This is a genomic window from Streptosporangiales bacterium (assembly GCA_009379955.1).
Lineage (GTDB): Bacteria > Actinomycetota > Actinomycetes > Streptosporangiales > WHST01 > WHST01.
In genome coordinates, this window is sequence record WHST01000045.1 from 1 (window position 1) to 21187 (window position 21187).

Sequence of the window (21187 nt, forward strand, 5' to 3'; positions counted from 1 at the left end):
TACGCCGTCCTCCGCGAACTCCAGGCCCTACTCGGCGTCTGGACCGGCGCTTGCCGTCTCTGCCTGCAACCCGTCCTGCCACGCCCACCCACCCCCGCAGACTCGACATAACAAAGTACTACTAGGGCGCGTTGGTAAACGCCCTAGCGTTCGCGGTCGGGGAGCTCGAGCGCGTCGCAGACCGCCCGCCAGATCACCTTGGTCTCGTAGCCGGCGTCGAACGCCTGGTGGACGGTGCGGCCACCGAGTGCGGCGATGACGTAGTCGCGGGAGAACGAGTCGACGTACGCGCTGCCCAGCTGCTGTTCCATCCGAGCCCAGAACTCGGTCCGCCACAGTGCCATGCCGACCATTGTCCGCGATCGCCGCCGGACCCGGAAACGGACGTCATTTCGTCCGCGGACACCCACGGTGTCCATGGTTCCCCGTCAGTGTCCGTCCCTGGCAGGATGTCCCGGTCAACCGATTGACTACCGGGAGCCACGCGATGCAGCCGACCAAGCCGCTCGACGACTCACCGATCACCGCGTTCCACGTACGCGCCTGCCTCTATACGGTCGGCGGTTTCGTGTGCGACGGCTACATCCTCGGCACGATCGGACTCGCGCTGCCGCAGATCACCGAGCAGATGAGCCTGAACACGGTGTGGCAGGGCCTGCTCGGCGCGTCCGCGCTCATCGGCATCTTCGTCGGGGCGTTCGTCTTCGGACCGATCACCGACAAGGTCGGCCGGCAGAAGATGCTCGTCTTCGACCTCGTCCTGTTCATCATCGCGTCGATCCTGCAGCTGTTCGTGGACGGCCCGGTCGCCCTGTTCGTGCTGCGCTTCCTGCTCGGCGTCGCGATCGGCGCCGACTACGCGATCGGTCCCGCGCTGCTCTCGGAGTTCGTGCCCAAGCGCAGGCGTGGCCGCCTGCTGGCTAGTCTCAACGCCACCTGGACGGTCGGCTTCGTCGCGGCGTACGGCGTCGGCATCCTCGTACGGGGCCCGCTCGGCGACGACGCGTGGCGCTGGTTGCTCGCCAGCAGCGCGATCCCCGCGATCATCACCCTGCTGCTGCGACTCGGCACACCCGAGTCGCCGCGGTGGCTGGTCAGCAAGGGTCGCGTCGAGGAGGCACGCAAGGTCGTCGACGACTACTTCGGCCCCGAGTACGAACTGGAGCCGCCGCAGGAGGAGGGCACGCGCACCCGCTACCGCGAGCTGTTCTCCCGTCGCTACCTCGGCCGTACGGTCTTCGCGGGCATGTTCTGGTTCTGCCAGGTCTTCCCGTACTTCGGCATCGGCACGTTCCTGCCGAGCATCATCGAGGCGTTCGGCATCGGCAGCGGCGTGCTGGGCGAGGTGCTCTTCAACCTGTTCCTGCTCGCCGGCGCGGCCGCGGGTTGGTTGGTGATGGACGCGATCAGCAGGCGGTCGTTCGTCATCTGGTCGTTCGTGATCGTCGGCGTGGCGCTGCTCGTCCTCGGACTCAACCCCGACGCGTCGCTGTGGATCCTGATCCCGACCTTCCTGGTCGTCGCCTTCGTCATCTCCGCGGCCGCCGACCTGGAGAGCGTCTACCCGTCGGAGATCTTCCCCACCGAGGTGCGCGCGTCGGGCGTCGGCATCGCGGCCGGGGTGAGCCGGGCGGGTGCGGCGATCAGCACGTTCGTGCTCCCCTCGGTGCTCGACGGATTCGGCGTCGGGCCGACGATGCTCATCCTCGCCGGCGTCGTCGGCGTCGGCATCGTCATCTCCATCCCGCTCGCCCCGGAGACGCGCGCGCTCACGCTCCACGAGGCGGCGCAGCGGGAGCGGCGCTGATGGCTCCCCCCTACGACGTCATCGTGGTCGGCGTCGGCGGCATGGGCAGCGCGGCGGCGTACCACCTCGCGTCGCGAGGGCAGCTGGTGCTCGGCCTCGAACGCTTCACCGCGGGCCACGACAAGGGATCGAGCCACGGCAGGTCCCGGGTGACCAGGCAGGCGTACCACGAGCACCCCTCGTACGTCCCGCTCGTGCTGCGGGCGTACGAGCTGTGGCGGCAGGCCGAACGCGACTCAGGACGGTCGCTCCTCACGGTGACCGGCGGCGTCATGATCAGCGACCCGGGCGCCGGGCTGGCGACCGGCGGGCAGCGCAGCGCCGAGCAGTGGGGACTGCCGTACGAGATCCTCACCGCGCCCGAGATCCGCCGCCGCTTCCCCACCCTGTCGCCCGCCGACACCGAGGTCGGGCTGTACGAGCCGAACACCGGCTTCGTCCGGCCGGAGGAGTCGGTGCTCGCGCACAGCGACCTCGCCGCGCGGGCCGGAGCGGACCTGCGGTACGGCGAGCAGGTCCTCGACTGGACCTCCGATGCCGGCGGCGTGAGCGTCACGACGACGAGCGGACGGCACACCGCGGGACGGCTGCTGTTCTGCGCGGGCGCCTGGTCACCCGGGCTGCTCCGCGAGCTCGAGGTGCCGATGGTCGTCGAGCGCCAGGTGATGCACTGGTTCGAGCCGACCGGCGGCACGGCGCCGTACGAGTCGCACCCGATCTTCCTCTGGGGCGACACCGACGACGAGCTGATCTACGGCTTCCCGGCGCACGACGGCGACACCAGCGTGAAGGTGGCGTTCTACCGTCGGCCGCACACCACCGACCCCGACCACGTCGACCGCACCGTCCACGCCGCGGAGATCGAGGAGATCCGCGACTTCCTCGCCCCGCGCGTCCCGTCGCTCGCCGGGCGGCACGCGACGTCGAAGGCGTGCCTCTACACCATGACGCCCGACCACGCGTTCGTCATCGGCCACCACCCTGGCCGCGACAACGTCGTCGTCGCCTGCGGGTTCTCCGGGCACGGCTTCAAGTTCGCCCCGCTGGTCGGCGAGGTGCTCGCCGACCTCGTCGTCGACGGGCACACCCGGCACGACATCGCCCTCTTCGACCCGACCAGGTTCGCGACCGGCTGACGCTCCCTGCGACTAGCGTCGGTCGCATGACACTCATCGAATGGGCCGGGCTCTGCGCCGACGAGCTCGGGCTCGACCTCGCGACGGAGAAGACCGACGTCGACCGGGTCCTCGACCTCGCCAGGGACGCCGCGCACCAGGTCGCGCGACCGGCCGCGCCGCTCACCACGTACCTGCTGGGCATCGCGGTGGGCCGCGGCGCCGATCCCGCCGACGCGGCCGCGCGGCTGACCGCCCTAGCGAACAGTCGCCCGACTGATCAGAACTCCGGCGGGTCGTAGCCCGCCGAGGTTCTGACCAGGTCGCAGCCGGACGCGGACACGAGCCGGCCGTCGCGGTCGACCTCGACGGTCAGGCGGTCGGCGCCGACGACCAGGCCGTCGACGCGCAGCGCGCCCACCGGCGTCGGCGACGCGGGCCGCAGGTCGACGACGCCGCCGGGGATGTCGGGCCGCAGCCCGAGCAGCACCAGCAGCACGCTGACCGCGGACGCCGCCGCCCACGCCTGTGGGCGGCACGACGCGGGGTACGGCGTCGCGGGGTTCGCGCCCTCGCGTGCGTCGCCGGCGAAGAGCTCGGGCAGCCGGTGGTCGAACCCCGGGGCCGCGCGCACCAGACCCGCGGCGAGCGCGGCGGCGCGGGCACTGTGCCCCTCGCGCATCAGGCCGGTCGCGACGACCGCGGTGTCGTGCGGCCACACGGTGCCGCAGTGGTACGAGAGCGGCGAGTAGCCGCCGCTGTCGGCCGACATCGTGCGCAGGCCGAAGCCGCTGTCCATGTCCGGCGACGTGACCCGTTCGGCGACGAGCGCCGCCTCGCGCGCGTCGAGCAGGCCGGTGCCGAGCAGGTGCCCGATGTTGCTCGTGACGGCGTCGGCCGGACGCTTGTCGCCGTCGAGCGCGAGCGCGGGGTACGCGCCTCGCTCGTCCTCGACCCAGAACCTCTCCCGGAACGCCGTCGCCAGCGCGTCCGCGTAGACCCGCAGCCGCTCCGCCCCCGGTCGGCCGAACGCGTCGAGCAGCGCCGCCGCGGCCCGCGCCGCCTCGTGCGCGTAGCCCTGCACCTCGCACAGGGCGATCGGTCCCTCGGCGATCCCGCCGTCGCGGAAGCGCACCGCGTCGGGTGAGTCCTTCCAGCCCTGGTTGGCCAGGCCGTGGCCCGACTCGTCGACGTACTCGAGGAAGCCGTCGCCGTCGGGGTCGGCGTGCTCGAGCAGCCAGGTCGCGGCGGCCTCCAGGTGGGGCAGGAGCGGCTCGACCTCCTCGGGCGCCAGGCCCCAGCGCCAGGCGTCGTGCAGCAGGATCATCCAGAGCGGCGTCGCGTCGACGGTGCCGTAGTACGCCGGCGGCAGCAGGAGGCCCCCGCGACCGACCAGCGCCTCGCGGCGCAGCTCGTGGGGGATCTTGCCCGGCGCCTCCGCCGTGTCCGGGTCGTGCCGCGTGCCCTGGAAGGCGACCAGCGCGCGCAGCGTCGACGCGGCGAGGTCGGTGCCCAGCGGGAGCAGCATCCGCGCCGCCCACAGGCTGTCGCGGCCGAAGAGGGTGAAGTACCACGGCGCACCCGCCGCGAGGAAGGTCTCGCCGGGTCGTGCCGCGGTGGCGAGTCGGAGCGCGTCGAGGTCGGCGAGCGACCAGTCGAGCAGGACCGCCAGTCTCCGGTCGTCCGCCTCGACGAGGGGACGTGACCAGGGCACAGCCGTCGTCGCCGGGACGACCACCCGCCCGGGGTCGGCCACCCGCAGCCGCCAGCGCAGGACGACCTCGCCGGCGTCGACCGCCGCGCCCTCGCCGGTCAGCTCCACGCGCACGGCGTCATCGTCCCCGGCAGCCCAGCCGAATCCGTCGGGCAGCACGTCTGGGGCGACGTCGGGCGCAGCTCCACCGCCGCGCACCACCGCCATGGCCGCGAGGTCGGTCGCGACCGCGAGTCGTACCTCCGTCGCGACGGCGACGGCGGCCGTCGACGAGAGCTCGATCTCCTCGGTCAGGCCGTCGGCCTCGATCGTGCGGCGACGGGTCAGCCGCACCGTCGGGTCGCCCCCGGAGTCGCCGAGATCGCGGACGATCCCGACGTAGGTCACCTCACCCGGTCCGCCGTCGTGCACCACCAGCGGGTCGGGCTCGCAGCCGCCGACGAGCACCCGCGCGTACGCGAGCACGCGGATGTCGGCGTGGAACGCGCCCTGGACGCCACCGCGCCTGACCTGCCCGTCGCGGCCGCTCAGCACGACCGTCGGCGCGCGCAGGCTCACGGACAGGTCGTGCAGGAAGGGTTGGCGGTCCACCGGCGCACGGTACCGCTGATGTCGCGGTGCCTCACACCCCCCGATGGTGTGAGGCACCGACGTCGTTGCGCGCTCAGGCGACCTCGACGAGCTCCCGCGGCTCGTCGTCCTGCGGCGCCGCCGTGCGCAGCGGCACCGCCTTGATCGCCCAGGCCACGACGAAGGCGACCAGCGCGACACCTGTCGCCATCAGGAACACCCCCTGCGTCGCGTGCGTGACGGCGTGCTCGAGCGCCTCGCGTACGGGCGCGGGCAGCTGCGCGATCGTCGCCGGGTCGATGCCGCTCCCCGCCGCCGCGGCCTGGCCGCCCGCTCCACCGAGCGAGTCCCGCAGCCGGCTGTTGAACACGGCGCCGAAGATCGCGACGCCGATCGATCCGCCGATCGTCTGGAAGAACTGCGGCGTGCTGCTCGCCACGCCCATGTCGGACGGGTCGACGCTGTTCTGCGGAAGCAGCCGGGTGATCTGCATCAGCAGGCCCATGCCGAGCCCGAGCACCACCATGAAGGCGGTCGTGGCCAGGTCGGCGGAGCTCTCGGTGAGCCGCGAGAGCAGGAACAGACCCACGCTCATGGCCGCGGCACCGACGATCGGCAGGGCACGGTAGCGCCCCGTCCGGCCGATGATCTGACCCGACACCAGCGACATCACCATCGCGCCGGCCATCATCGGCACGAGGAGCAGACCGCTGTTCGTCGCGGACGCGCCCTGCACGATCTGCATGAACAGCGGCAGGAAGGTGACCGCGCCGAGCATCCCGAACCCGACGAGGAACGCGAGCGCCGACGACACCGAGAAGTTGCGGTGCCGGAACACGTGCAGCGGCAGGATCGGCTCGGCCGCGCGCGACTCGACCACCAGGAAGGCGACGAGCGCACCGACGGCGAGACCGATGATCGTGGCCGACCCCCCCAGGCGTACTCGGTGCCACCCCAGGTCGTCACCAGCACGATGGCCGTGGACGCCGCGGCGAGCAGCCCCGCGCCGAGGAAGTCGATCCGGTGCGCACTCGTCCGCTTCGGCAGCCGGAGGGTGACGGCGACGAGCGCGAGCGCGAGGATGCCCAGCGGCAGGTTGATGTAGAACGTCCAGCGCCAGCTCAGATGGTCGGTGATGAGGCCGCCGAGCAGCGGTCCGCTGATCATCGACACCGCCATCGTCGCCACGAAGTAGCCCTGCAGCTTCGCCCGTTCGCGCGGCGCCACCATGTCGCCGATGGTCGCCATCACGCCGACGATCAGGCCACCCGCACCGAGACCCTGGATCGCGCGGAAGGCGATCAGCTGGGTCATGTCCTGCGCCATCCCGGACAGGGCAGACCCCACGAGGAACAGGACGATGCCGAGCAGCAGCAGCCGCTTGCGGCCGAACATGTCGCCGAGCTTGCCGTACAGCGGCGTCACCACGGTGACCGCAAGCATGTACGCCGTGACGACCCAGGCCAGGTGCTCGGCGCCGCCGAGGTCACCGACGATCCGCGGCATCGCAGTGCCCACGATCGTCATGTCGAGCTGCGCGAGCAGCATCACGATGAGGAGCCCGGGAAGGACGGTGAGCAGCCCGCGGCGCGTGAGCTGAGGTGCGGAGTGGGTCACGGTTCTCTCTCGCTTGCTTGTCGGCCGGTCAGTGCTTACCTGCCATACGGTAAGCTGAAGCTAGCCGGTCGTCAAGTAAGTTCGAGTAAGGTGAGCCCATGAGCACGGAAGGCACCCGCGAGCGCATCCAGCAGGTGGCGCTCGACCTCTTCGGCGAGCAGGGCTACGACAAGACCTCGCTGCGCGAGATCGCCGAGCGGCTCGAGGTGACCAAGGCAGCCCTCTACTACCACTTCAAGAGCAAGGAGGCGATCCTCGAGAGCCTCCTCGAGGACCACCTCAGCGAGATCGAGCGGCTCGTCGACTGGGCCGCCGACCGGCCCGGCGACGTCGAGACGCGCCAGCAGTTCGTCGAGCGCTACGCGACCATCGTCGTGCACCGGGCCAAGGTCATGCGGTTCCTCCAGCAGGGGTCGAGCGCCCTGAAGGACTCCGACATGGGCCGCCGCTTCAAGGAGTCGATGAAGCGGGTCAACGAGATCCTCCGCGACGAGGACGCCCCGCTCGTCGACCAGGTGCGGGCGCTCGGCGCGGTGCTCTCGATCCATGTCGGGTCGATGGTGTTCGGCGCGGGCAGCGAGACCCCGTTCGGCCCCGGCGGCGACCACGACCCCGCGGAGGTGCACGCGGCCGTCACCCAGGTCGCGCGGGAGATGATCGCCGCCAACGGTTCAGGCCCCGCCTGACCCCGGGGTCCCCGCTCGTGGTGCCCACCCCCACCGGGGTCCCCAACGGTGGAGTCCGCCCCTGCCGGGGTCCCCAACGGTCGCTCGGGGTGCGGTGCCCGGCCGGGGTCAGGGCTCTTCCGGCGCCCGCGCCACCAGGACGCGGTCGATCGCCGTCCCTTCCGGAGTCTCGCGGAGCACCTCGCCCAGGCGCTCGACGGCGAGGCCCTCCGCCGTGCGGCGGTGCTCGTCCTCGGTGTGCAGCAGCGCCGGGTTCTTCGGCCCGCCGACGCCGTCGGTGAGGTTGCGCAGGTCGTGCCCGACCACCACGAGGCGGCCGCCGGGCGCCAGCCACCGGCGCGCTCGCGCGAGCACGTCGTCCGGCAGGTGGATGAACGCGACCAGGACGAGATCGAAGACCGTGCCGGGCCGCGGCGCCCAGTCGAGCACGTCGGCGACGACCCAGTCGACGTCGGCACCGGTCTCGACGGCCCCGGCCCGGCCGCGCTCGATGCCCACCGGCGAGAAGTCGACCGCCGTGACCCGCCACCCGCGCGCGGCCAGCCATACCGCGTGCCTGCCCTCGCCCGCACCGACGTCGAGAGCGCGCCCGGCCGGCAGCGGCTCGACCACCTCGGCGACCGTCACGTTCGGCGTCGCGGACCACAACCGGTCGGTCGCCGCGTACTTCGCGTCCCAGTGGACCGCGTCACGCACCTTCGCCATGCGCACCATTCTGGAGCGCGTGGCGGAACTCCGCGAGCTCTGCCGGGTCGATCGGGTACGCGTGCTCGGGTCCGGGGAAACGCCGGGCGCGCACGTCGTCGGCATACGCCGTCACTCCGGCGTCCATCTGGTCCTGCAGGTCGGCGTACCGCTTGACGAACCGCGCGCCCGCACCGTCGCGGATGCCGAGCAGGTCGTGGAACACCAGCACCTGGCCGTCGGTCGCTGCACCCGCGCCGATGCCGATGACCGGCACGTCGAGGGTCTCGACCACCGCCGCAGCGACCTCGGCAGGCACGGCCTCGAACACGATCGAGAAGCAACCCGCCTCCTGCAGTGCCCTCGCGTCCTCCGCGATCCGGTACGCGGCGGCCGCCGACCTGCCCTGGGCCTTCCAGCCGCCTAGGGCCGTCGCCGTCTGCGGCGTCAGGCCGACGTGTCCCATGACGGGGATGCCCGCGTCGACGATCGCCCGCGCCCGCGCCCGCGGGGTGGGCCCGCCGCCCTCGAGCTTGACGGCGTCACAGCCGGCCTCCTTGACGTACCTGACGGCACTGGTCACCGCCTGCTCGTCGCTCACCTCGTACGAGCCGAACGGCAGATCGCCGACGAGCAGCGGCCGGTGCAGGCCGCGGCGGACGGCGCGGGCCAGGACGAGCATGTCGTCGAGCGTGACCTGCGTGGTCGTACCGTCGTAGCCGAGCACGGTCGTGGCGGCCGAGTCACCCACGAGCACGACGTCGACCCCGGCGCGTTCGGCGGCGACCGCCGACGGGTGGTCGTACGCCGTGACCATGACGATCGGCTCGCCGCGCTCCCGCAGTTCGGCGAGGTACGGCAGCGAGACCCTGCTCGCCCGCACGGTCGGTGGGCTGCTCATGCGCCACTCCCCAACATGTCGATGACGGTGTTGTCGATCAGCCGGACGGGACCCACCCGCGCGGCCACCACGACCAGGGCCGTGCCGTCGACGACCCGCAGCGGCGCGAGCGTCCCCGGGTCGACCACGGCGAGGTACTCGGGCTCGACGGCGAGGTCGGCCATCGCCGCGACGGCGGCCTTCTCGATCGTGTCGGCGTCGCGCACGCCGCCGGCCACAGCGGCCTCGGCGGCGTCGAGACCGCGGCGCAGCGCGAGCGCACGCCTGCGGTCGTCGCCCAGCAGCCGCACGTTACGACTCGACAGCGCGAGGCCGTCCGGCTCCCTGACCGTGGGGCACACCTCGACCCGCACGGGGAGGTTCAGGTCGCGGACGGCGGTGCGCACGACGACGGACTGCTGCGCGTCCTTCTGCCCGAAGTACGCGACGTCGGGCTGGACCATCGCGAAGAGCTTCGTCACCACGGTGGTCACGCCGTGGAAGTGGTCGGCGCCGCGCTGGGCGCCCTCCAGGCTCCCGGTCAGCGGACCGGTGACGCGCACCGTCGTCGTGAAGCCGTCCGGGTACACGACGTCGGCCGGCGGCGCGAACAGCACGTCGACCCCGGCGCGCTCGGCGAGGGCGGCGTCGCGCCGCTCGTCGCGGGGGTACGCCTCGAGGTCGGCCGACTCGTCGAACTGGGCGGGGTTCACGAACAGCGACATCACGACGACGTCGCACGCGGCCCGCGCCCGCCGGATGAGCGACAGGTGCCCCTCGTGCAGGAACCCCATCGTCGGTACGAGCCCGATCGTCTGCCCGGCGAGGCGCGACGGCCGCAGCTCGGCGCGCAGGTCCTCGACGGTACGTACGGTCTTCACGGGTGTGACCTCCGATCGGCGAGCGCGCGCGTGGCGTCGGCAAGGGCGTCGAACAGCGACAGCAGGTCGGGCGCGCGCTCGGCGACCGCCGTCCGCTGCGCGGTGACGGTGGCCTCGTCGCCGCGCGCGATCGGGCCGGTGAGCGCGCGCTCGGCGCCCTGCGACGCCCAGTTCGCCGCGGCCGCCTCGACCAGCGGGACGAGCAGCGTGCGCGGCACGCCGACCTCGGCCATCAGGCGTTCCGCGCACGCCTCCACGGTGACGAGGAAGTTCGCGGCGAACGAGGCCGCCGCGTGGTACAGCGCACGGTCGGCATCCGCGACCTCGGCGGCGGTCATGCCAAGCGTCCCGGCGAGCCGGCGGGCGAAGGCGAGAGCGCGCTCCGACGTGCCCGCGACGGTGCAGCCCGCGCCGGCGAACGTCGCGCCACGCTCAGGGACGGTCATCAGCGGATGCAGCACGAAGCCCTCGCGCCCGCCCAGGACACCGGTGCCCTGGGCACCCGAGCAGTGACCGAGCAGCGGACCTGGCACCACCGCAGCGGCAGCCTGGGGGATCGCGGCGTCGGGAACGCAGAGGAGTACGGCGGCGAACCCGTCGCCGTCGGGATCGGTGCCGTCGAACCCCCGGCCGTACGGGCCGGCGGCGCCCGGTAGGGCGGCGGCCACGGCGGAGCCGAGTCGGCCCGCGCCGACCACGGCCACCCGCGGGTGACACGAAGCGTCGTTCATCTGGATCCAGCTCCCTGAGGGATGCCGGTCCGCTGGTGCGGTCGGACTGTGGTGGTGCGCTCTCCCGTCCGTCCCTTTGGCAGGTGACGGCGAGACGTACGCCTGTCACCTTATCAATCGAGGTCGCTCAGCCGAGGACGTCGCCGACGGTGCGGGTGAACTGACGCCACTCGGCGCGGTGCCTGCTCAGCGCCTTGGCGCCGGCGGTGGTGAGCCGGTACGTGCGCCGGCGGCGTCCGTCGACGACCTGCCAGGAGCCGCGGATGTAGCCGGCGGTCTCGAGCCTGCGCAGCGCCGGGTAGACGCTGCCCGTGTTGAGGTCGAGCTCGCCGCCCGAGCCGGACTTGATCGAGGTGATCACGGCGTAGCCGTGCAGCGGCTCGTGTTCGAGGACCGCGAGGATCATCGGTTCGAGGTGACCGCGCACGGCGTTGGGATCCATCACACCAATATAAGGGACCTGGCAATCTATGTCAGCAGTCGTCATATAGTCTGTGTCTACTGGTGGGGGCCAGACAGGGGAGTGCAATGGAACAGGCGACCGTCGACGCACCGACCAGGCCCCAGGCGCGCACCCGCGTCACCTGGGCACTACTCGCGGTGGTTCTCGGCATCCACGCGGCAGCGGCCGTCGCGCAGCCGATCTTCGCGGGCGTGTACCTGAACGGCGAGCTCGAGGCCATGAGCTACCACGGCACGATCGGCAGCAGCCTCGTCGCCGTGACGATGATCGGGATGGCTCCCGCGGCCCTCCTGTTCTGGCTCGTCGGCAAGGGCCCATGGTGGTACATGCTCGCCGCGGTGGTGCTCTTCTTCGCCGAGGGGCTGCAGATCGGCATGGGCTACAGCCGCCAGTTCGCCCTGCACATCCCGCTCGGCGTGTTCATCGTGGGCATCGCCATCGCCCTGTTCTGGAATGTCGTCGCCTGGCGCGTGCGGCTCGGCCGGCAGTACCGGCGAGCACGCTCGTGAGCGTCTCCCGTCGCGGCTTCCTCGGACTCGCCGGCGGGCTCGGCGCCGCGCTCGCACTGCCCGGCTGCGCCGCCCTGGTACGCGAGGTGCAGACCGGCGAGCTGCTGCGCAGCACCGCGAAGCTTCCCCGTCCGTTCTCCGTGCCCCTGCCGATACCGCCCGTCGCGACGCGCAGCCGTCGGACGTCCGACATCGACTTCTACGACATCACGGCCAGGGAGACCGAGGCCGAGATCCTGCCCGGGGTGCGCACGAGGATCCTCGGGTACGACGGCATCTTCCCCGGGCCGACGATCGTGTCGCGTCGTGGCCGCCGGACTGTCGTCCGCCACGCCAACGAGCTGACCGTGCCGATGGTCGTCCACCTGCACGGCGGGCATACCCCGCCGGAGAGCGACGGCTTTCCCGTCGACCTGGTGTTCCCCCGCGGCTACGAGAGTCCCGAGTCCGGCCACGACGGCCGCATCGCGCGCGGGTCGCGGCAGTACTCGTACCCGATGCGCCAGCGCGCCGCGACGCTCTGGTACCACGACCACCGGATGGACTTCACCGGGCCGCAGGTCTACCGCGGGCTGGCCGGCTTCCACCTGGTCCACGACGACGAGGAGGACGCCCTCCCGCTGCCGAAGGGCGACCACGACGTCCCGCTGATGATCTGCGACCGGGCGTTCGACGAGGACGGCACGTTCCTCTACCCGTCCCTCGACCCCGCACTGCGCACCAGACGCGGCGTCGCGAACGCGTACATGGAGGGCGTGCTCGGCGACGTCGTGCTCGTCAACGGCGCACCGTGGCCCGAGATGGAGGTCACGGCGACGCGCTACCGGTTCCGCATCCTCAACGCGTCGAACGCGCGCCGCTACCGGCTGGCCCTGACGCCGAAGCCGGGCAGCGGCAGCCCGTTCGTCCAGGTGGGGTCGGACGGCGGCCTGCTCGCCGCTCCGCACGAGCTGGGCACCGTGCCGATCGCCCCGGCCGAGCGCTTCGACGTGGTGATCGACTTCTCCGCGTACCCCGTCGGCTCGACGGTGACCCTGACCAACGAGCTGGGCGACGCCGAGGGCACCACGCAGGTCATGCGGTTCCGGGTGACCCGCAAGGAGAAGGACGACAGCCGTGTGCCCGCGAAGCTGAGCGAGTTCGAGGTCCTACGACCCGAGCAGGCGAAGGTCGAGCGGCGCTTCAGGTTCGGCCGCGACGACCTGAGCCAGCACCAGATGTGGACCATCAACGGCAGGCTCTTCGACCCGGCGCGCATGGATGCGCGACCTCGGCTCGGCCAGGTCGAGCGCTGGCGTTTCGTCACCGACCTCCACCACCCCGTACACCTGCACCTCGACAGCTTCCAGGTGCAGCGCGACGCCGACAACGACAACGGGTGGAAGGACACCGTCGACGTACGCCCCGGCGAGGTCGTCGATGTCCTCGTGAGGTTCACCGACTACGCCGGGGCGTACGTCTTCCACTGCCACAACCTCGAACACGAGGACATGGCGATGATGGCCGCCTTCGAGACCGTCGCGTAGCTCAGAACACGGGGACGTTCTTGAACGTCCCCGAGCGCGGGGTCGCGACGTCGACCTTCGTCACACCCTCGTCGGGGGCGGCGTAGGTGGCCGAGAGGTAGAGCGTCTGGCCGGCGCTGACAGAGTACCGCCCGAAGTCGACCGAGCAGAGACACTCCTTGCCGTGGCTCGCCGGCAGGTAGCGCTTGCTGTTCGGCCGGTCGAGGAGGTCGACGCCGGTGACCTCGTCGTAGAGAACGGTGTCCTTCGCGAAGAGACCCCGCAGCCGCACGCCCTCGGGTGGCGCCTTGACGCCGAACTCGAGCGTGGCCAGGCTGCCGTGGCGGTGCACTCCGTACATCTCGACGACGAGCTCCTGCGAACCGAGCTTCACCGTGCGGGTGGCGTACGCCTTGGTCGGCGTCGGCACCTCGCCCGGCTCCCGGGTCTCGTTGGTCGTGGGCTTGGACTGATCCGTCGGCCCGGGGGTGGGCGTCGAGTCAGGACCGTTGCGGTACACCGTCTCGACCCGCCGGTTCTGGGCGCGTCCCTGCGGGTTGTCCTTGCCGCTGACCGTGTTGGGCGCCACGGGGTCGGCCTCACCGTAGCCCTTCGCCACCAAGGAGATGCCCGATCCCCTGAGGCTCTTCGCCAGCTCCGCTCGCACGACGGCAGCGCGGCGCTCGGAGAGCTTCTTGTTGTAGGCGGTGGACCCCTTGCTGTCCGTGTAGCCGTTGACCTGGACGGGGCCTTCGGCCTCCTTGCGCAGGATCTCGGCCGTCTCGGCGATGCGTGCCTTGGCCTTGCTCGTCAGCGTCCATTTGTTGAAGTCGAACAGGACGTCGGCGGCGAGCACGACCTTGCCCCGGCGCTTGGTGACCGACTTGTCGAGGTTGGCGACCGGCGCGTCGATGTCCACGACGGGAGCGGTCGCTGCCGGACCCTCCGAGTCGAGATCCTCGATGACGACCCCCGGCTCGGTGGTCGACGTCGGCTTCTTCGCCTCGAGCAACGCCTGCGGCGGCGCACCGTCGGTGATCGGGACACCGCGGAGCACGCCGAACTTCGGCAGCACCACGTCGATCTGGGAGAGGTCGGAGGGCGGCGCTGCGAACTGCGCGCTCACGAGCGTGGTCGCGAAGGACGCGAGGTCCGGGTTGTCGGAGCACAGGCACTTGCCCTCACCGTCTCGCGCGACGAGGTACGCCTTGCGGGCGGCCGAGTCGACCAGCGTGAGACCGGTGGACTTGTAGGCCGACGGGTCGTCCGCATCCGTGTGGTCCTTGGTGAACAGGCCGATCGGCCGCAACGACCTGCCTTCGGCGTCGTCTCCGACGATGTTCATGCCCAGGATCAACCGTGTCTCGTCACCCTGCCGGTAGACGCCGTACACCGAGGCCTGGAGGAACGGCCCGCCGTCGGCCGAGGCGGCCCCGCTCTCCTTCGTCCCGATCGCCCACACCTTCTGTGCGACCGGCGCGGGCAGGCCGTCGGCCGTGGTCGCCGTCGACGATCGCGAGGCCGATCCGGTCGGTTGCGACGAGGGTGAGCCGGCTGACCCGGCTCCCGTGATCCCGTCACATCCTGCCGCCACCATGACGACGGCGGCCACCGCCACTGCGCTGCGAACCACTCTCTGGTGCATCTGCATTATTCTGCTCCCTGGTCTGGTGCCGCATCTGATGCACCCCACCGGGGATGAGTTCGTGCCGCCTGTCAGCTCGCCGGCTGGACCTTCGCCTGGACGCGGACGACGGGAGCCTTCACCGGAGCGCCCTTGCCGTCGGGCTCCGCCACAGACACCGAGTCGTAGGACGAGCCGGGCAGTGGTGACGGCGCATCGGGCTCCGGCAGTGCACCCTTCCTGATCGGGACTCCAGGGAACACGCCGATGTGCGGCAGCACCACGTCCATCGCCTCGACCTCCGTGGCCGGTGCCGCGAAGGTGGCGGCGACGATCGTCGTGCCGTAGGCGTAGAGGGTCGGGTCGACCGAGCACAGGCACTTGCCACCGGCGACCCGTGCGACCTGGTGGGCGGTACCTCGCGTCGCGTCGACGAGCGTGATGCCGGTGGACTCGCCCTCGGACGGGTCGTCGGCCGCCTCGTTCGACGCGGCGAACAGCCCGGCGCTGCCGGCCGCCTCCTCGTACGGCAGCGTGCCGTCGAGACCCACGCCGAGGTACACGTAGACGTGGGAGCCACGGCGGTAGATGCCGTACACCGACGCCACGACGTAGACCTCGGTGCCGGAGTACTCGCCCCCCTTGGCCTGGATCACCTTGCTGGCGACGGGTTCCGGCAGACCGGGCGGCGACTCCAGCGTGGCGCGAGGGCTCGCCTCCGCCGTCACAGGAACGTCGGCGAACGTACCCACCTGGGGCACCGACACGTCCACGGCCTCGACGCCCTTCGGCGGCGCGGCGTAGGTCGCGGTCAGGTACATCGTCTGGCCGCTGCCGACGGTGTACGGCCGGGACGTGCAGTAGCACCCACCCGCGAAGGTGGCGGGCAGGTAGCGCTTCTTCCCCACCGGATCGCGGACGGTGACGCCGCTGACGTCCTCCGCCGCCTCCCTCCTGCTGAGCGTGCTGCCGATGCCGAACTCGTCATCGCCGAGGTTGGTCACGCCGAACTCCAGCGTCACGTACCTCCCGTGCCGGTACAGCTCGAACACCGACCACCGGCCGCGCTGCTCGTCCCAGGCGACGTTCTTGGTGGCGTCCGGGTCGGCCTTCGCGGGCGTGGGGAGGGCGGACGGCGGACTGCCGACGGGTTCGGGAGTCGAGGTGCTGCGCGCCACGGTTTCGCCCGAGCACCCGGAGACGAGGAGGCAGACCGTCCCGAGGACGACACCGAGGAAGCGTCGTAGCACGCCGCCATGTTCTCACGGTCGTCTCACGGTCGCGCGCGGCCTACGGCGGCGGCGTGATCGTCACGTGGATGGCGAGGAAGCGGGCGGGCATCTGCTCGAGGACCCGCTGCCGGGGATCGGGCACGGAGTGCAGACGCCGCTCGGCGAGCGGGACGAGGGGAGCCAGCCGCGGGTCGGCGAGGACGGCGTCGACGGCCTGCCGGTCGCCACCGCAGACGAGCGTCACGAGGTCGCCGGCCGCGGGCAGCAGGATGCGCGCGGCCGTGTCGGCGGCGGCCCCGAACGCCTCGCGCGCCTGCTGCTCCCTGCGGCGGGCGAAGCGGCGCTGCGACCAGCCGCCGGCCTTGGACCTGCCCTGGACGTGACGGCTGCCCACCTTGGAGGTCACGAGCCGCTCGCCCGCGAACACCCCGGCGGCGTACCCGCCGCGACGGACGAGCAGCACGCCCACCCGGCGCTCGGCGGTCGCGTGCGCGACGAGGCCGCCGTACGGGACGTCGTCGCGCACGGCGAGGGGAGGGAACGGCACCGCGCACGTGGCCACCGTGCCGTCGGCGGCGGTCACGGTGACCGTGTCGGCGGACGCCACCCAGGACGTCTCCCCGTGCCGCTCACCGAACCCGTCCAGCCACCGCGACAGCCGCTTCGACGCCACCTCGACGGTGTCGGCCGGATCCCGGCCGGTCACGGGGGTTCGGTCGTGGCGGCGAACGCCACGGTGTCGGGCCGGGGTGTCAGGCGGACGACTCGTCCTCGTTCGCCCCGTGGGGGACGCCCTCGAGCAGTGCCCTGACCTCCGATTCGAGGTATCGGCGGTGACCGCCCAGCGTGCGGATCGACGAGAGCTTGCCGGCCTTCGCCCATCGCGTGACGGTCTTCGGGTCGACACGGAACATCGCCGCCACCTCGGCTGGTGTCAGCAGCGCCTCTGCGTCGCTCTTGCGAGTGCCCATATGGACCTTCTCCTGTTACCGGTCTACGACCCCCCGTCGCACCCACGGGACATATCCTAGTTTTAGGGTGATTTGTCAGGCTTGTCACCAGGAATGTCCCGTAGCGCAGTGTCTCACGCTTACGCGCATCATGACAGCTTGTGCCGGCCGAACCCCGGCCAGTGCTGGCGCGCACCCACGGGACGCCTAGTTCGCGGTCTCGTGGCGCTCCACGGTCACCCATCTGGCCACGATGGCCTGGTAGTGCCCTGCGGCGCCCTCGGCGTCACCGGCGGCGAGCGCGGCGAGTCCCTCCGCGACGTCGTCCACCGACCGGTCGGTCAGCAGGAAGCCGTCGTCGACCAGCTCCACGAGCCCGCCGTAGTCGAGCTCGACGAGCGCATGCGGGTGGAACTCCTCCAGCCAGCGACCGAGGCCCTCGACCTCCTCGATGATCGTCCCCTCCACCGTCTTCCGCAGGACCGCGAGCGCCCGCGCGAGCCGCTTCCTCGCGTCGGGCATCCTGGTCAGGTAGCTCATCGTCCGGTCGGGACCGGTGTCAGGGGTCGCTTCGGCCGCCGACGCCTTCCCCGCGTCCTCGGCCGCCTGCTCGGCGGCCTCGTCGGGGACCAGGACGAGACGCCGCTCGGCGGGCCGGAAGAGGATGAACCACGACAACGGGACGTGCCAGCGCGCGTCACGGATGTGGCGGCGTTCGACGACCTCCGCACCCGTCCGCTCGATCTGTCGATCGGCTATCGTCCGCGACTCGGCGGGCACCGCGGCGTCGACGACCTCGGCCGGGAGATCGGTGTCGAGCGTCGCGTACGCGAGCACCGACCTGCTCCGCGTCTCGAGCGGGCAGATGTAGGTGGTCTCGTCGATGCGTCGCACCAGGGCCTGATCGCTCTCCCGCTCGGGCACCAGCACCGGCGGTGTCGAGGCGAGACCCCGGCGCACCCGGTCGAGCTCGTCGGCGAGGACCGCGCGCGGATCGGGCAGGCTCGTCTCGGGATCGGAGTACATCGCCCACGCGGCGAGCGCGGGCTCGCGGAACGCCGCGAGCGGCTCGTACACACGCAGGTAGGCCGAGTAGGGCGGCATACCAGCATCGTCGCATGTTCGACGGGGTGACCGAACCCGATGACGCGTCAGCCCCGCGGCACCAGCCGCGCGGTGAGCGGCGCCGGTCGCCTGAACCAGGACGGCCGGGCGACCTTGCTCTTCGGCTTGCGTGGCCGCATGCTCACCCGGCCCGCGGTCGACAGCGTGAGTTTCGCGGACCTGATGGTCTGCGGTACCTCGAACGCGACCGTGGACGACGAGGTGCTCGACGTGCCGACACCCAGTGGCTGTGTCGTGACCTTGCCGACCGTGCGCAGCCGTCCCGCCCTGCCGACCCGCACCCTGATCTGCCGGTTCGGCGCCAGGGTGACGTGGCAGGAGGCGACGCTCGCGCCGCACAGCGTCGCCGCGTCGACCGTGACGTAGAGCCAGGCCTTGCCGCGCCTGGCCCAGGTGCCGTTGGGTCCGAACGGCCGCAGCGACACCGTGACGTCCCGCACGGTCGTGACCACACCCTCTCCGCCCGCGACGCCGACGGTGGTCACCTCCCCGTCCGGCAGTGCGGGACTCCAGTCGCGGGACGGGTAGAAGGACGTCACGGCGTCCTGGCCCCGCTTGCCCGTGCGCAGGTCGAGCCACTGTGTCCTGCCGGAGTCGAGGATCTTCAGCCGAACGGGCTCGCCCTCCGGCGCGCAGACGATCAACAGGGTGCCCTTGGTGACATCGACGTATATCGGAGGGCGGGCGGACCGCCCGACGCTCAGCCATTGCCGGTACTTCTTGCCCTGCAGAGACCCGATCTGCCTGCCGCCCCTGGGCAGGTCGTGCTCCACGGCGACGTTCTTCGCGAAGTCCGCGACGACGAACTCATGCCCTGCCGGTGCGCGTACCGGCCCGGGGATGCCCAGCTTGCGCGCGACACCCGCGCTGACCTCGCGCACGGTGCCCACCGACTGCTGGTGCAGGACGAAGTGCGGCCCGATGACGAGCCCGGTGGGCTTGCCGAGCGAGCGCCGGGATCCGAGCAGTCGCACGTCGCCGCTCTGGACCGACGCGGCGTACTCGGTCGACACGACGGGGTTCGGCGTCTCCCGAGGCCCGCGGGTCTGTGTGGCCTCCTTCGCGGCGAGACCGCACGACGAGGCGACGACGGCACAGGTGGCGAGGACCGCGACGATCCCGACTCTCCCGCGCATCCTGGCCCCTCGACGAGACGGCAAGCAGCCCCAGGATGGCACGAATGGCGCGGCCACGGTCGGCGTCCCTCACTCCTCGACGGCGACCTCGGTGAACGTTCCAGCGGTCGGGATGCGGACGTCGAGCGTCCGCACCCCGGCGCGGGGGGCACCGAACGTCGCGGTGAGCAGCTGGGTGGCGCCGGGCTCGATGACGGCACTGTCGAGGTCCGTCGAGCACACGCACTCGCCGCCGGACTCCGCAGGCGACGAGCGCAGCTCGGTGGCCGGGTCGTACAGCGTGACGCCACTGGCGTCGAACTCCCGCTCGCCGGCACTCAGGGTCCGGCCCAGGCTGGTCGGCTCGGTGGAACGGTTCCGCACCCCGAACTCGAGGACCGCCAGCTCACCGTCGCGCCGGAGCGCGTAGATCTCGACCCGGATCGCGGGACCGTCGGTCCTGCTGCCACCCACCCTCGTGTTCCGGTACGCGAGGGTGCGGGTGGGCGACGGTGAGGCGCTGCCGGTCTCGCTCGTGGCCGATGGCGACGGCGTGGTCGGAGACGGCGGCGTGGTCGGAGACGACGGCGACGACCGCTGCCCCGGCTCGGGTCGATCGGGCGAACAGCCCGTGGTGGCGACGGCCACCAGGCATGCCACCACCGCCAGCAGAGCGGCACGACGACCCATCAGCGTTCCCTCTCGTCGGCGCACACTGTCCGTAGCGACACGGATGGCCACCGCGTCGATGGCGAGATCGGGTCAGCAACGTACCGCGAGCACCATCGAGCACGGCCCTGTTCCGGGTCGTATGGGCGTATAAGGCTGCATTCCACAGCAATAAGGAACTTGTGGACTGTTTCGCTATCTATCGGGCAGACATCCTTACGCGTACTACCGTCGGTACCCATCGGGACCCTCTGACGGCCACAATGAGGACCGGCGAGCACCGTCGGGATCCGGAGATCACGCACCGGTCACCGAGTGCCAGCGGTAGTTCGCGAGTCGGGAAGTGCCGGTCTCGGAAGGTGGGTCCGATGACGCCGGTCGTGGTGACCGCTGACGTCCCCCGTACGGGGAGCATCACGAGCACGACTGCCGTGCGCCTGCCCCCGGTCGCCCCGTCGAGCGCCGCCACGAAGGAACAGGTCATCGACATCATTCGCGAGCAGGCGGAGGCAGGTGGCGGCACGGTCATCTGCGTCTACCCGTCCTGGCGCGCCCAGCCCGCCGAGCGCACCGTTCGCCTCGCGCGCACCGCCCTCGCACCCGCCCGCATCGTCAGCGTCCCTTCGAGCCTGCCGCCGCTCGCCCTGTCACTGGCGGTCGACCTGCTCGCTCACCTCGGCCGCTACGTGCCGCCGGGCATCCTCGTCGCGATGCTGCCCCGCCTCGAGCAGATGGTCCTGTCCGGAGCGTGGGTGCGCAGCGCCACCCGCCTGCAGCACATCCCGACGACGATGGGCCACCACCTGCGTTCCTACCTGCCCGGTGCGAGCTTCGTGGCGACGGCGGCACCGCAGCAGGGGCTGGTGTCGACCCACGCGTTCCAACCGAGTCAGGTCGCACGGCCGCACGAGCCGATCCACCTGCTGGTGTCTCCGCACGGTGGCGGCACCGACGACTGGGTACGCGCCAACCTGGTGCCTGCGCTCCGACCGTCGGTGGTCAGGTCACTGCCGCCACAGCCGCTGGGCGAGGGCTACTGGGGGAACAAGAAGCACGTCGAGTTCCTCGCGTACAGCGGGCATGCCGACGTCCTCACCCGAGCGGTCCGCAGCATCCGGTACCGTCCGTGCTCCTGGTGTGGGGAGCTCGTGTCGGCCGACCCGTGCCCCTTCTGCTACATGTCCGCGCGCGGCGCCGCCTTCCGACCGTCCCAGACCCTCCCCGAGGGGCACCAACCCCCGCCCGAGAATCCGTTGCTCACTCCCGCGTCGAGTGGTTCGGCGCGCCCATCCCACACATAGGTGATCATT

General features: G+C 71.6%; 20 protein-coding genes and 1 pseudogene. 6 read left to right on the plus strand and 15 right to left on the minus strand.

The window, feature by feature from the left end:
* Positions 1 to 143: 143 nt before the first annotated feature.
* Positions 144 to 344, minus strand: a complete 201-nt coding sequence (locus tag GEV10_14985; protein MQA79761.1) for a DUF3046 domain-containing protein — start codon at positions 342 to 344, stop codon at positions 144 to 146.
* Positions 345 to 487: 143 nt separating this feature from the next.
* Between GEV10_14985 and GEV10_14990 the strand changes: the two genes are divergently transcribed.
* The 3 genes from GEV10_14990 to GEV10_15000 are packed head-to-tail and all read left to right on the plus strand — an operon-like array spanning position 488 to position 3224.
* The gene (locus GEV10_14990) at positions 488 to 1807 is read left to right on the plus strand and encodes an MFS transporter (protein ID MQA79762.1); all 1320 of its coding nucleotides are present in this window, start codon (positions 488 to 490) and stop codon (positions 1805 to 1807) included.
* A complete protein-coding gene (gene solA, locus GEV10_14995) occupies positions 1807 to 2943 on the plus strand; it encodes an N-methyl-L-tryptophan oxidase (GenBank protein MQA79763.1) in 1137 nt (378 codons plus the stop codon). Before GEV10_14990 ends, solA begins: the two co-directional genes overlap by 1 nt.
* 26 nt (positions 2944 to 2969) lie before the next feature.
* Positions 2970 to 3224, plus strand: a complete 255-nt coding sequence (locus tag GEV10_15000; GenBank protein ID MQA79764.1) for a molybdopterin-guanine dinucleotide biosynthesis protein — start codon at positions 2970 to 2972, stop codon at positions 3222 to 3224.
* Here GEV10_15000 and GEV10_15005 read toward each other — a convergent pair.
* Positions 3203 to 5227: an amylo-alpha-1,6-glucosidase gene (locus GEV10_15005; GenBank protein ID MQA79765.1), complete on the minus strand. Its 2025-nt coding sequence runs from the start codon at positions 5225 to 5227 to the stop codon at positions 3203 to 3205. The two genes, GEV10_15000 and GEV10_15005, sit on opposite strands and share 22 nt — an antisense overlap.
* A 73-nt stretch (positions 5228 to 5300) precedes the next feature.
* Positions 5301 to 6754, minus strand: a pseudogene (locus tag GEV10_15010) (DHA2 family efflux MFS transporter permease subunit).
* 167 nt (positions 6755 to 6921) lie between these two features.
* Here GEV10_15010 and GEV10_15015 point away from each other — a divergent pair.
* Positions 6922 to 7509 carry a TetR family transcriptional regulator gene (locus GEV10_15015; protein MQA79766.1) on the plus strand — a complete coding sequence of 196 codons (588 nt, stop codon included), beginning with the start codon at positions 6922 to 6924 and terminating at the stop codon, positions 7507 to 7509.
* Between the two features lie 108 nt (positions 7510 to 7617).
* Here GEV10_15015 and GEV10_15020 read toward each other — a convergent pair whose 3' ends face one another.
* The 5 genes from GEV10_15020 to GEV10_15040 all read right to left on the minus strand — a co-directional run bounded on the left by GEV10_15020 (position 7618) and on the right by GEV10_15040 (position 11127).
* On the minus strand, positions 7618 to 8214 hold the full coding sequence (locus GEV10_15020; protein ID MQA79767.1) for a methyltransferase domain-containing protein: 597 nt from the start codon (positions 8212 to 8214) through the stop codon (positions 7618 to 7620).
* Positions 8198 to 9094, minus strand: coding sequence for a 3-methyl-2-oxobutanoate hydroxymethyltransferase (gene panB, locus GEV10_15025; protein ID MQA79768.1), 897 nt, complete (start codon positions 9092 to 9094; stop codon positions 8198 to 8200). Before panB ends, GEV10_15020 begins: the two co-directional genes overlap by 17 nt.
* Positions 9091 to 9954, minus strand: coding sequence for a pantoate--beta-alanine ligase (locus GEV10_15030; protein MQA79769.1), 864 nt, complete (start codon positions 9952 to 9954; stop codon positions 9091 to 9093). The genes panB and GEV10_15030 overlap by 4 nt, the downstream gene beginning before the upstream one ends.
* The gene (locus GEV10_15035; GenBank protein ID MQA79770.1) at positions 9951 to 10685 is read right to left on the minus strand and encodes a DUF2520 domain-containing protein; all 735 of its coding nucleotides are present in this window, start codon (positions 10683 to 10685) and stop codon (positions 9951 to 9953) included. The genes GEV10_15030 and GEV10_15035 overlap by 4 nt, the downstream gene beginning before the upstream one ends.
* Before the next feature lie 127 nt (positions 10686 to 10812).
* The gene (locus GEV10_15040; GenBank protein ID MQA79771.1) at positions 10813 to 11127 is read right to left on the minus strand and encodes a PadR family transcriptional regulator; all 315 of its coding nucleotides are present in this window, start codon (positions 11125 to 11127) and stop codon (positions 10813 to 10815) included.
* A gap of 337 nt (positions 11128 to 11464) precedes the next feature.
* Here GEV10_15040 and GEV10_15045 point away from each other — a divergent pair, with 337 nt between their 5' ends.
* Positions 11465 to 13183, plus strand: coding sequence for a multicopper oxidase domain-containing protein (locus tag GEV10_15045; GenBank protein ID MQA79772.1), 1719 nt, complete (start codon positions 11465 to 11467; stop codon positions 13181 to 13183).
* 1 nt (position 13184) lies between these two features.
* On the opposite strand, the gene GEV10_15050 is transcribed toward GEV10_15045, so the two are convergent.
* From GEV10_15050 to GEV10_15080, 7 genes are all read right to left on the minus strand, one after another.
* The gene (locus tag GEV10_15050) at positions 13185 to 14813 is read right to left on the minus strand and encodes an OmpA family protein (protein MQA79773.1); all 1629 of its coding nucleotides are present in this window, start codon (positions 14811 to 14813) and stop codon (positions 13185 to 13187) included.
* Positions 14814 to 14878: 65 nt separating this feature from the next.
* Positions 14879 to 16036 carry a hypothetical protein gene (locus GEV10_15055; protein ID MQA79774.1) on the minus strand — a complete coding sequence of 386 codons (1158 nt, stop codon included), beginning with the start codon at positions 16034 to 16036 and terminating at the stop codon, positions 14879 to 14881.
* A gap of 40 nt (positions 16037 to 16076) precedes the next feature.
* A complete protein-coding gene (locus tag GEV10_15060) occupies positions 16077 to 16724 on the minus strand; it encodes a hypothetical protein (protein MQA79775.1) in 648 nt (215 codons plus the stop codon).
* Between the two features lie 46 nt (positions 16725 to 16770).
* On the minus strand, positions 16771 to 16989 hold the full coding sequence (locus tag GEV10_15065; GenBank protein MQA79776.1) for a BldC family transcriptional regulator: 219 nt from the start codon (positions 16987 to 16989) through the stop codon (positions 16771 to 16773).
* Between the two features lie 186 nt (positions 16990 to 17175).
* Positions 17176 to 18072, minus strand: coding sequence for a hypothetical protein (locus tag GEV10_15070; GenBank protein ID MQA79777.1), 897 nt, complete (start codon positions 18070 to 18072; stop codon positions 17176 to 17178).
* A gap of 47 nt (positions 18073 to 18119) precedes the next feature.
* On the minus strand, positions 18120 to 19229 hold the full coding sequence (locus GEV10_15075) for a hypothetical protein (GenBank protein MQA79778.1): 1110 nt from the start codon (positions 19227 to 19229) through the stop codon (positions 18120 to 18122).
* A 69-nt stretch (positions 19230 to 19298) separates the two neighbouring features.
* Positions 19299 to 19898 carry a hypothetical protein gene (locus tag GEV10_15080; GenBank protein ID MQA79779.1) on the minus strand — a complete coding sequence of 200 codons (600 nt, stop codon included), beginning with the start codon at positions 19896 to 19898 and terminating at the stop codon, positions 19299 to 19301.
* Between the two features lie 347 nt (positions 19899 to 20245).
* Between GEV10_15080 and GEV10_15085 the strand changes: the two genes are divergently transcribed.
* Entirely contained in the window at positions 20246 to 21178 is a 933-nt protein-coding gene (locus tag GEV10_15085; protein MQA79780.1) for a hypothetical protein, read from the plus strand.
* Positions 21179 to 21187 lie beyond the last annotated feature (9 nt).

Excerpts from the sequence above, each read along its gene's own strand:
- GEV10_15065 (MQA79776.1), bottom strand. The coding sequence starts at position 16,989 with ATGGGCACTCGCAAGAGCGACGCAGAGGCGCTGCTGACACCAGCCGAG.
- solA (MQA79763.1), top strand. The coding sequence starts at position 1,807 with ATGGCTCCCCCCTACGACGTCATCGTGGTCGGCGTCGGCGGCATGGGC.
- GEV10_15050 (MQA79773.1), bottom strand. The coding sequence starts at position 14,813 with ATGCAGATGCACCAGAGAGTGGTTCGCAGCGCAGTGGCGGTGGCCGCC.
- GEV10_15000 (MQA79764.1), top strand. The coding sequence starts at position 2,970 with ATGACACTCATCGAATGGGCCGGGCTCTGCGCCGACGAGCTCGGGCTC.
- GEV10_15045 (MQA79772.1), top strand. The coding sequence starts at position 11,465 with ATGGTGGTACATGCTCGCCGCGGTGGTGCTCTTCTTCGCCGAGGGGCT.
- GEV10_15085 (MQA79780.1), top strand. The coding sequence starts at position 20,246 with ATGACGCCGGTCGTGGTGACCGCTGACGTCCCCCGTACGGGGAGCATC.
- GEV10_15075 (MQA79778.1), bottom strand. The coding sequence starts at position 19,229 with ATGCGCGGGAGAGTCGGGATCGTCGCGGTCCTCGCCACCTGTGCCGTC.
- panB (MQA79768.1), bottom strand. The coding sequence starts at position 9,094 with ATGAGCAGCCCACCGACCGTGCGGGCGAGCAGGGTCTCGCTGCCGTAC.
- GEV10_15070 (MQA79777.1), bottom strand. The coding sequence starts at position 18,072 with ATGCCGCCCTACTCGGCCTACCTGCGTGTGTACGAGCCGCTCGCGGCG.
- GEV10_15035 (MQA79770.1), bottom strand. The coding sequence starts at position 10,685 with ATGAACGACGCTTCGTGTCACCCGCGGGTGGCCGTGGTCGGCGCGGGC.
- GEV10_14985 (MQA79761.1), bottom strand. The coding sequence starts at position 344 with ATGGCACTGTGGCGGACCGAGTTCTGGGCTCGGATGGAACAGCAGCTG.
- GEV10_14990 (MQA79762.1), top strand. The coding sequence starts at position 488 with ATGCAGCCGACCAAGCCGCTCGACGACTCACCGATCACCGCGTTCCAC.
- GEV10_15080 (MQA79779.1), bottom strand. The coding sequence starts at position 19,898 with ATGGGTCGTCGTGCCGCTCTGCTGGCGGTGGTGGCATGCCTGGTGGCC.
- GEV10_15040 (MQA79771.1), bottom strand. The coding sequence starts at position 11,127 with ATGGATCCCAACGCCGTGCGCGGTCACCTCGAACCGATGATCCTCGCG.
- GEV10_15015 (MQA79766.1), top strand. The coding sequence starts at position 6,922 with ATGAGCACGGAAGGCACCCGCGAGCGCATCCAGCAGGTGGCGCTCGAC.
- GEV10_15020 (MQA79767.1), bottom strand. The coding sequence starts at position 8,214 with ATGGCGAAGGTGCGTGACGCGGTCCACTGGGACGCGAAGTACGCGGCG.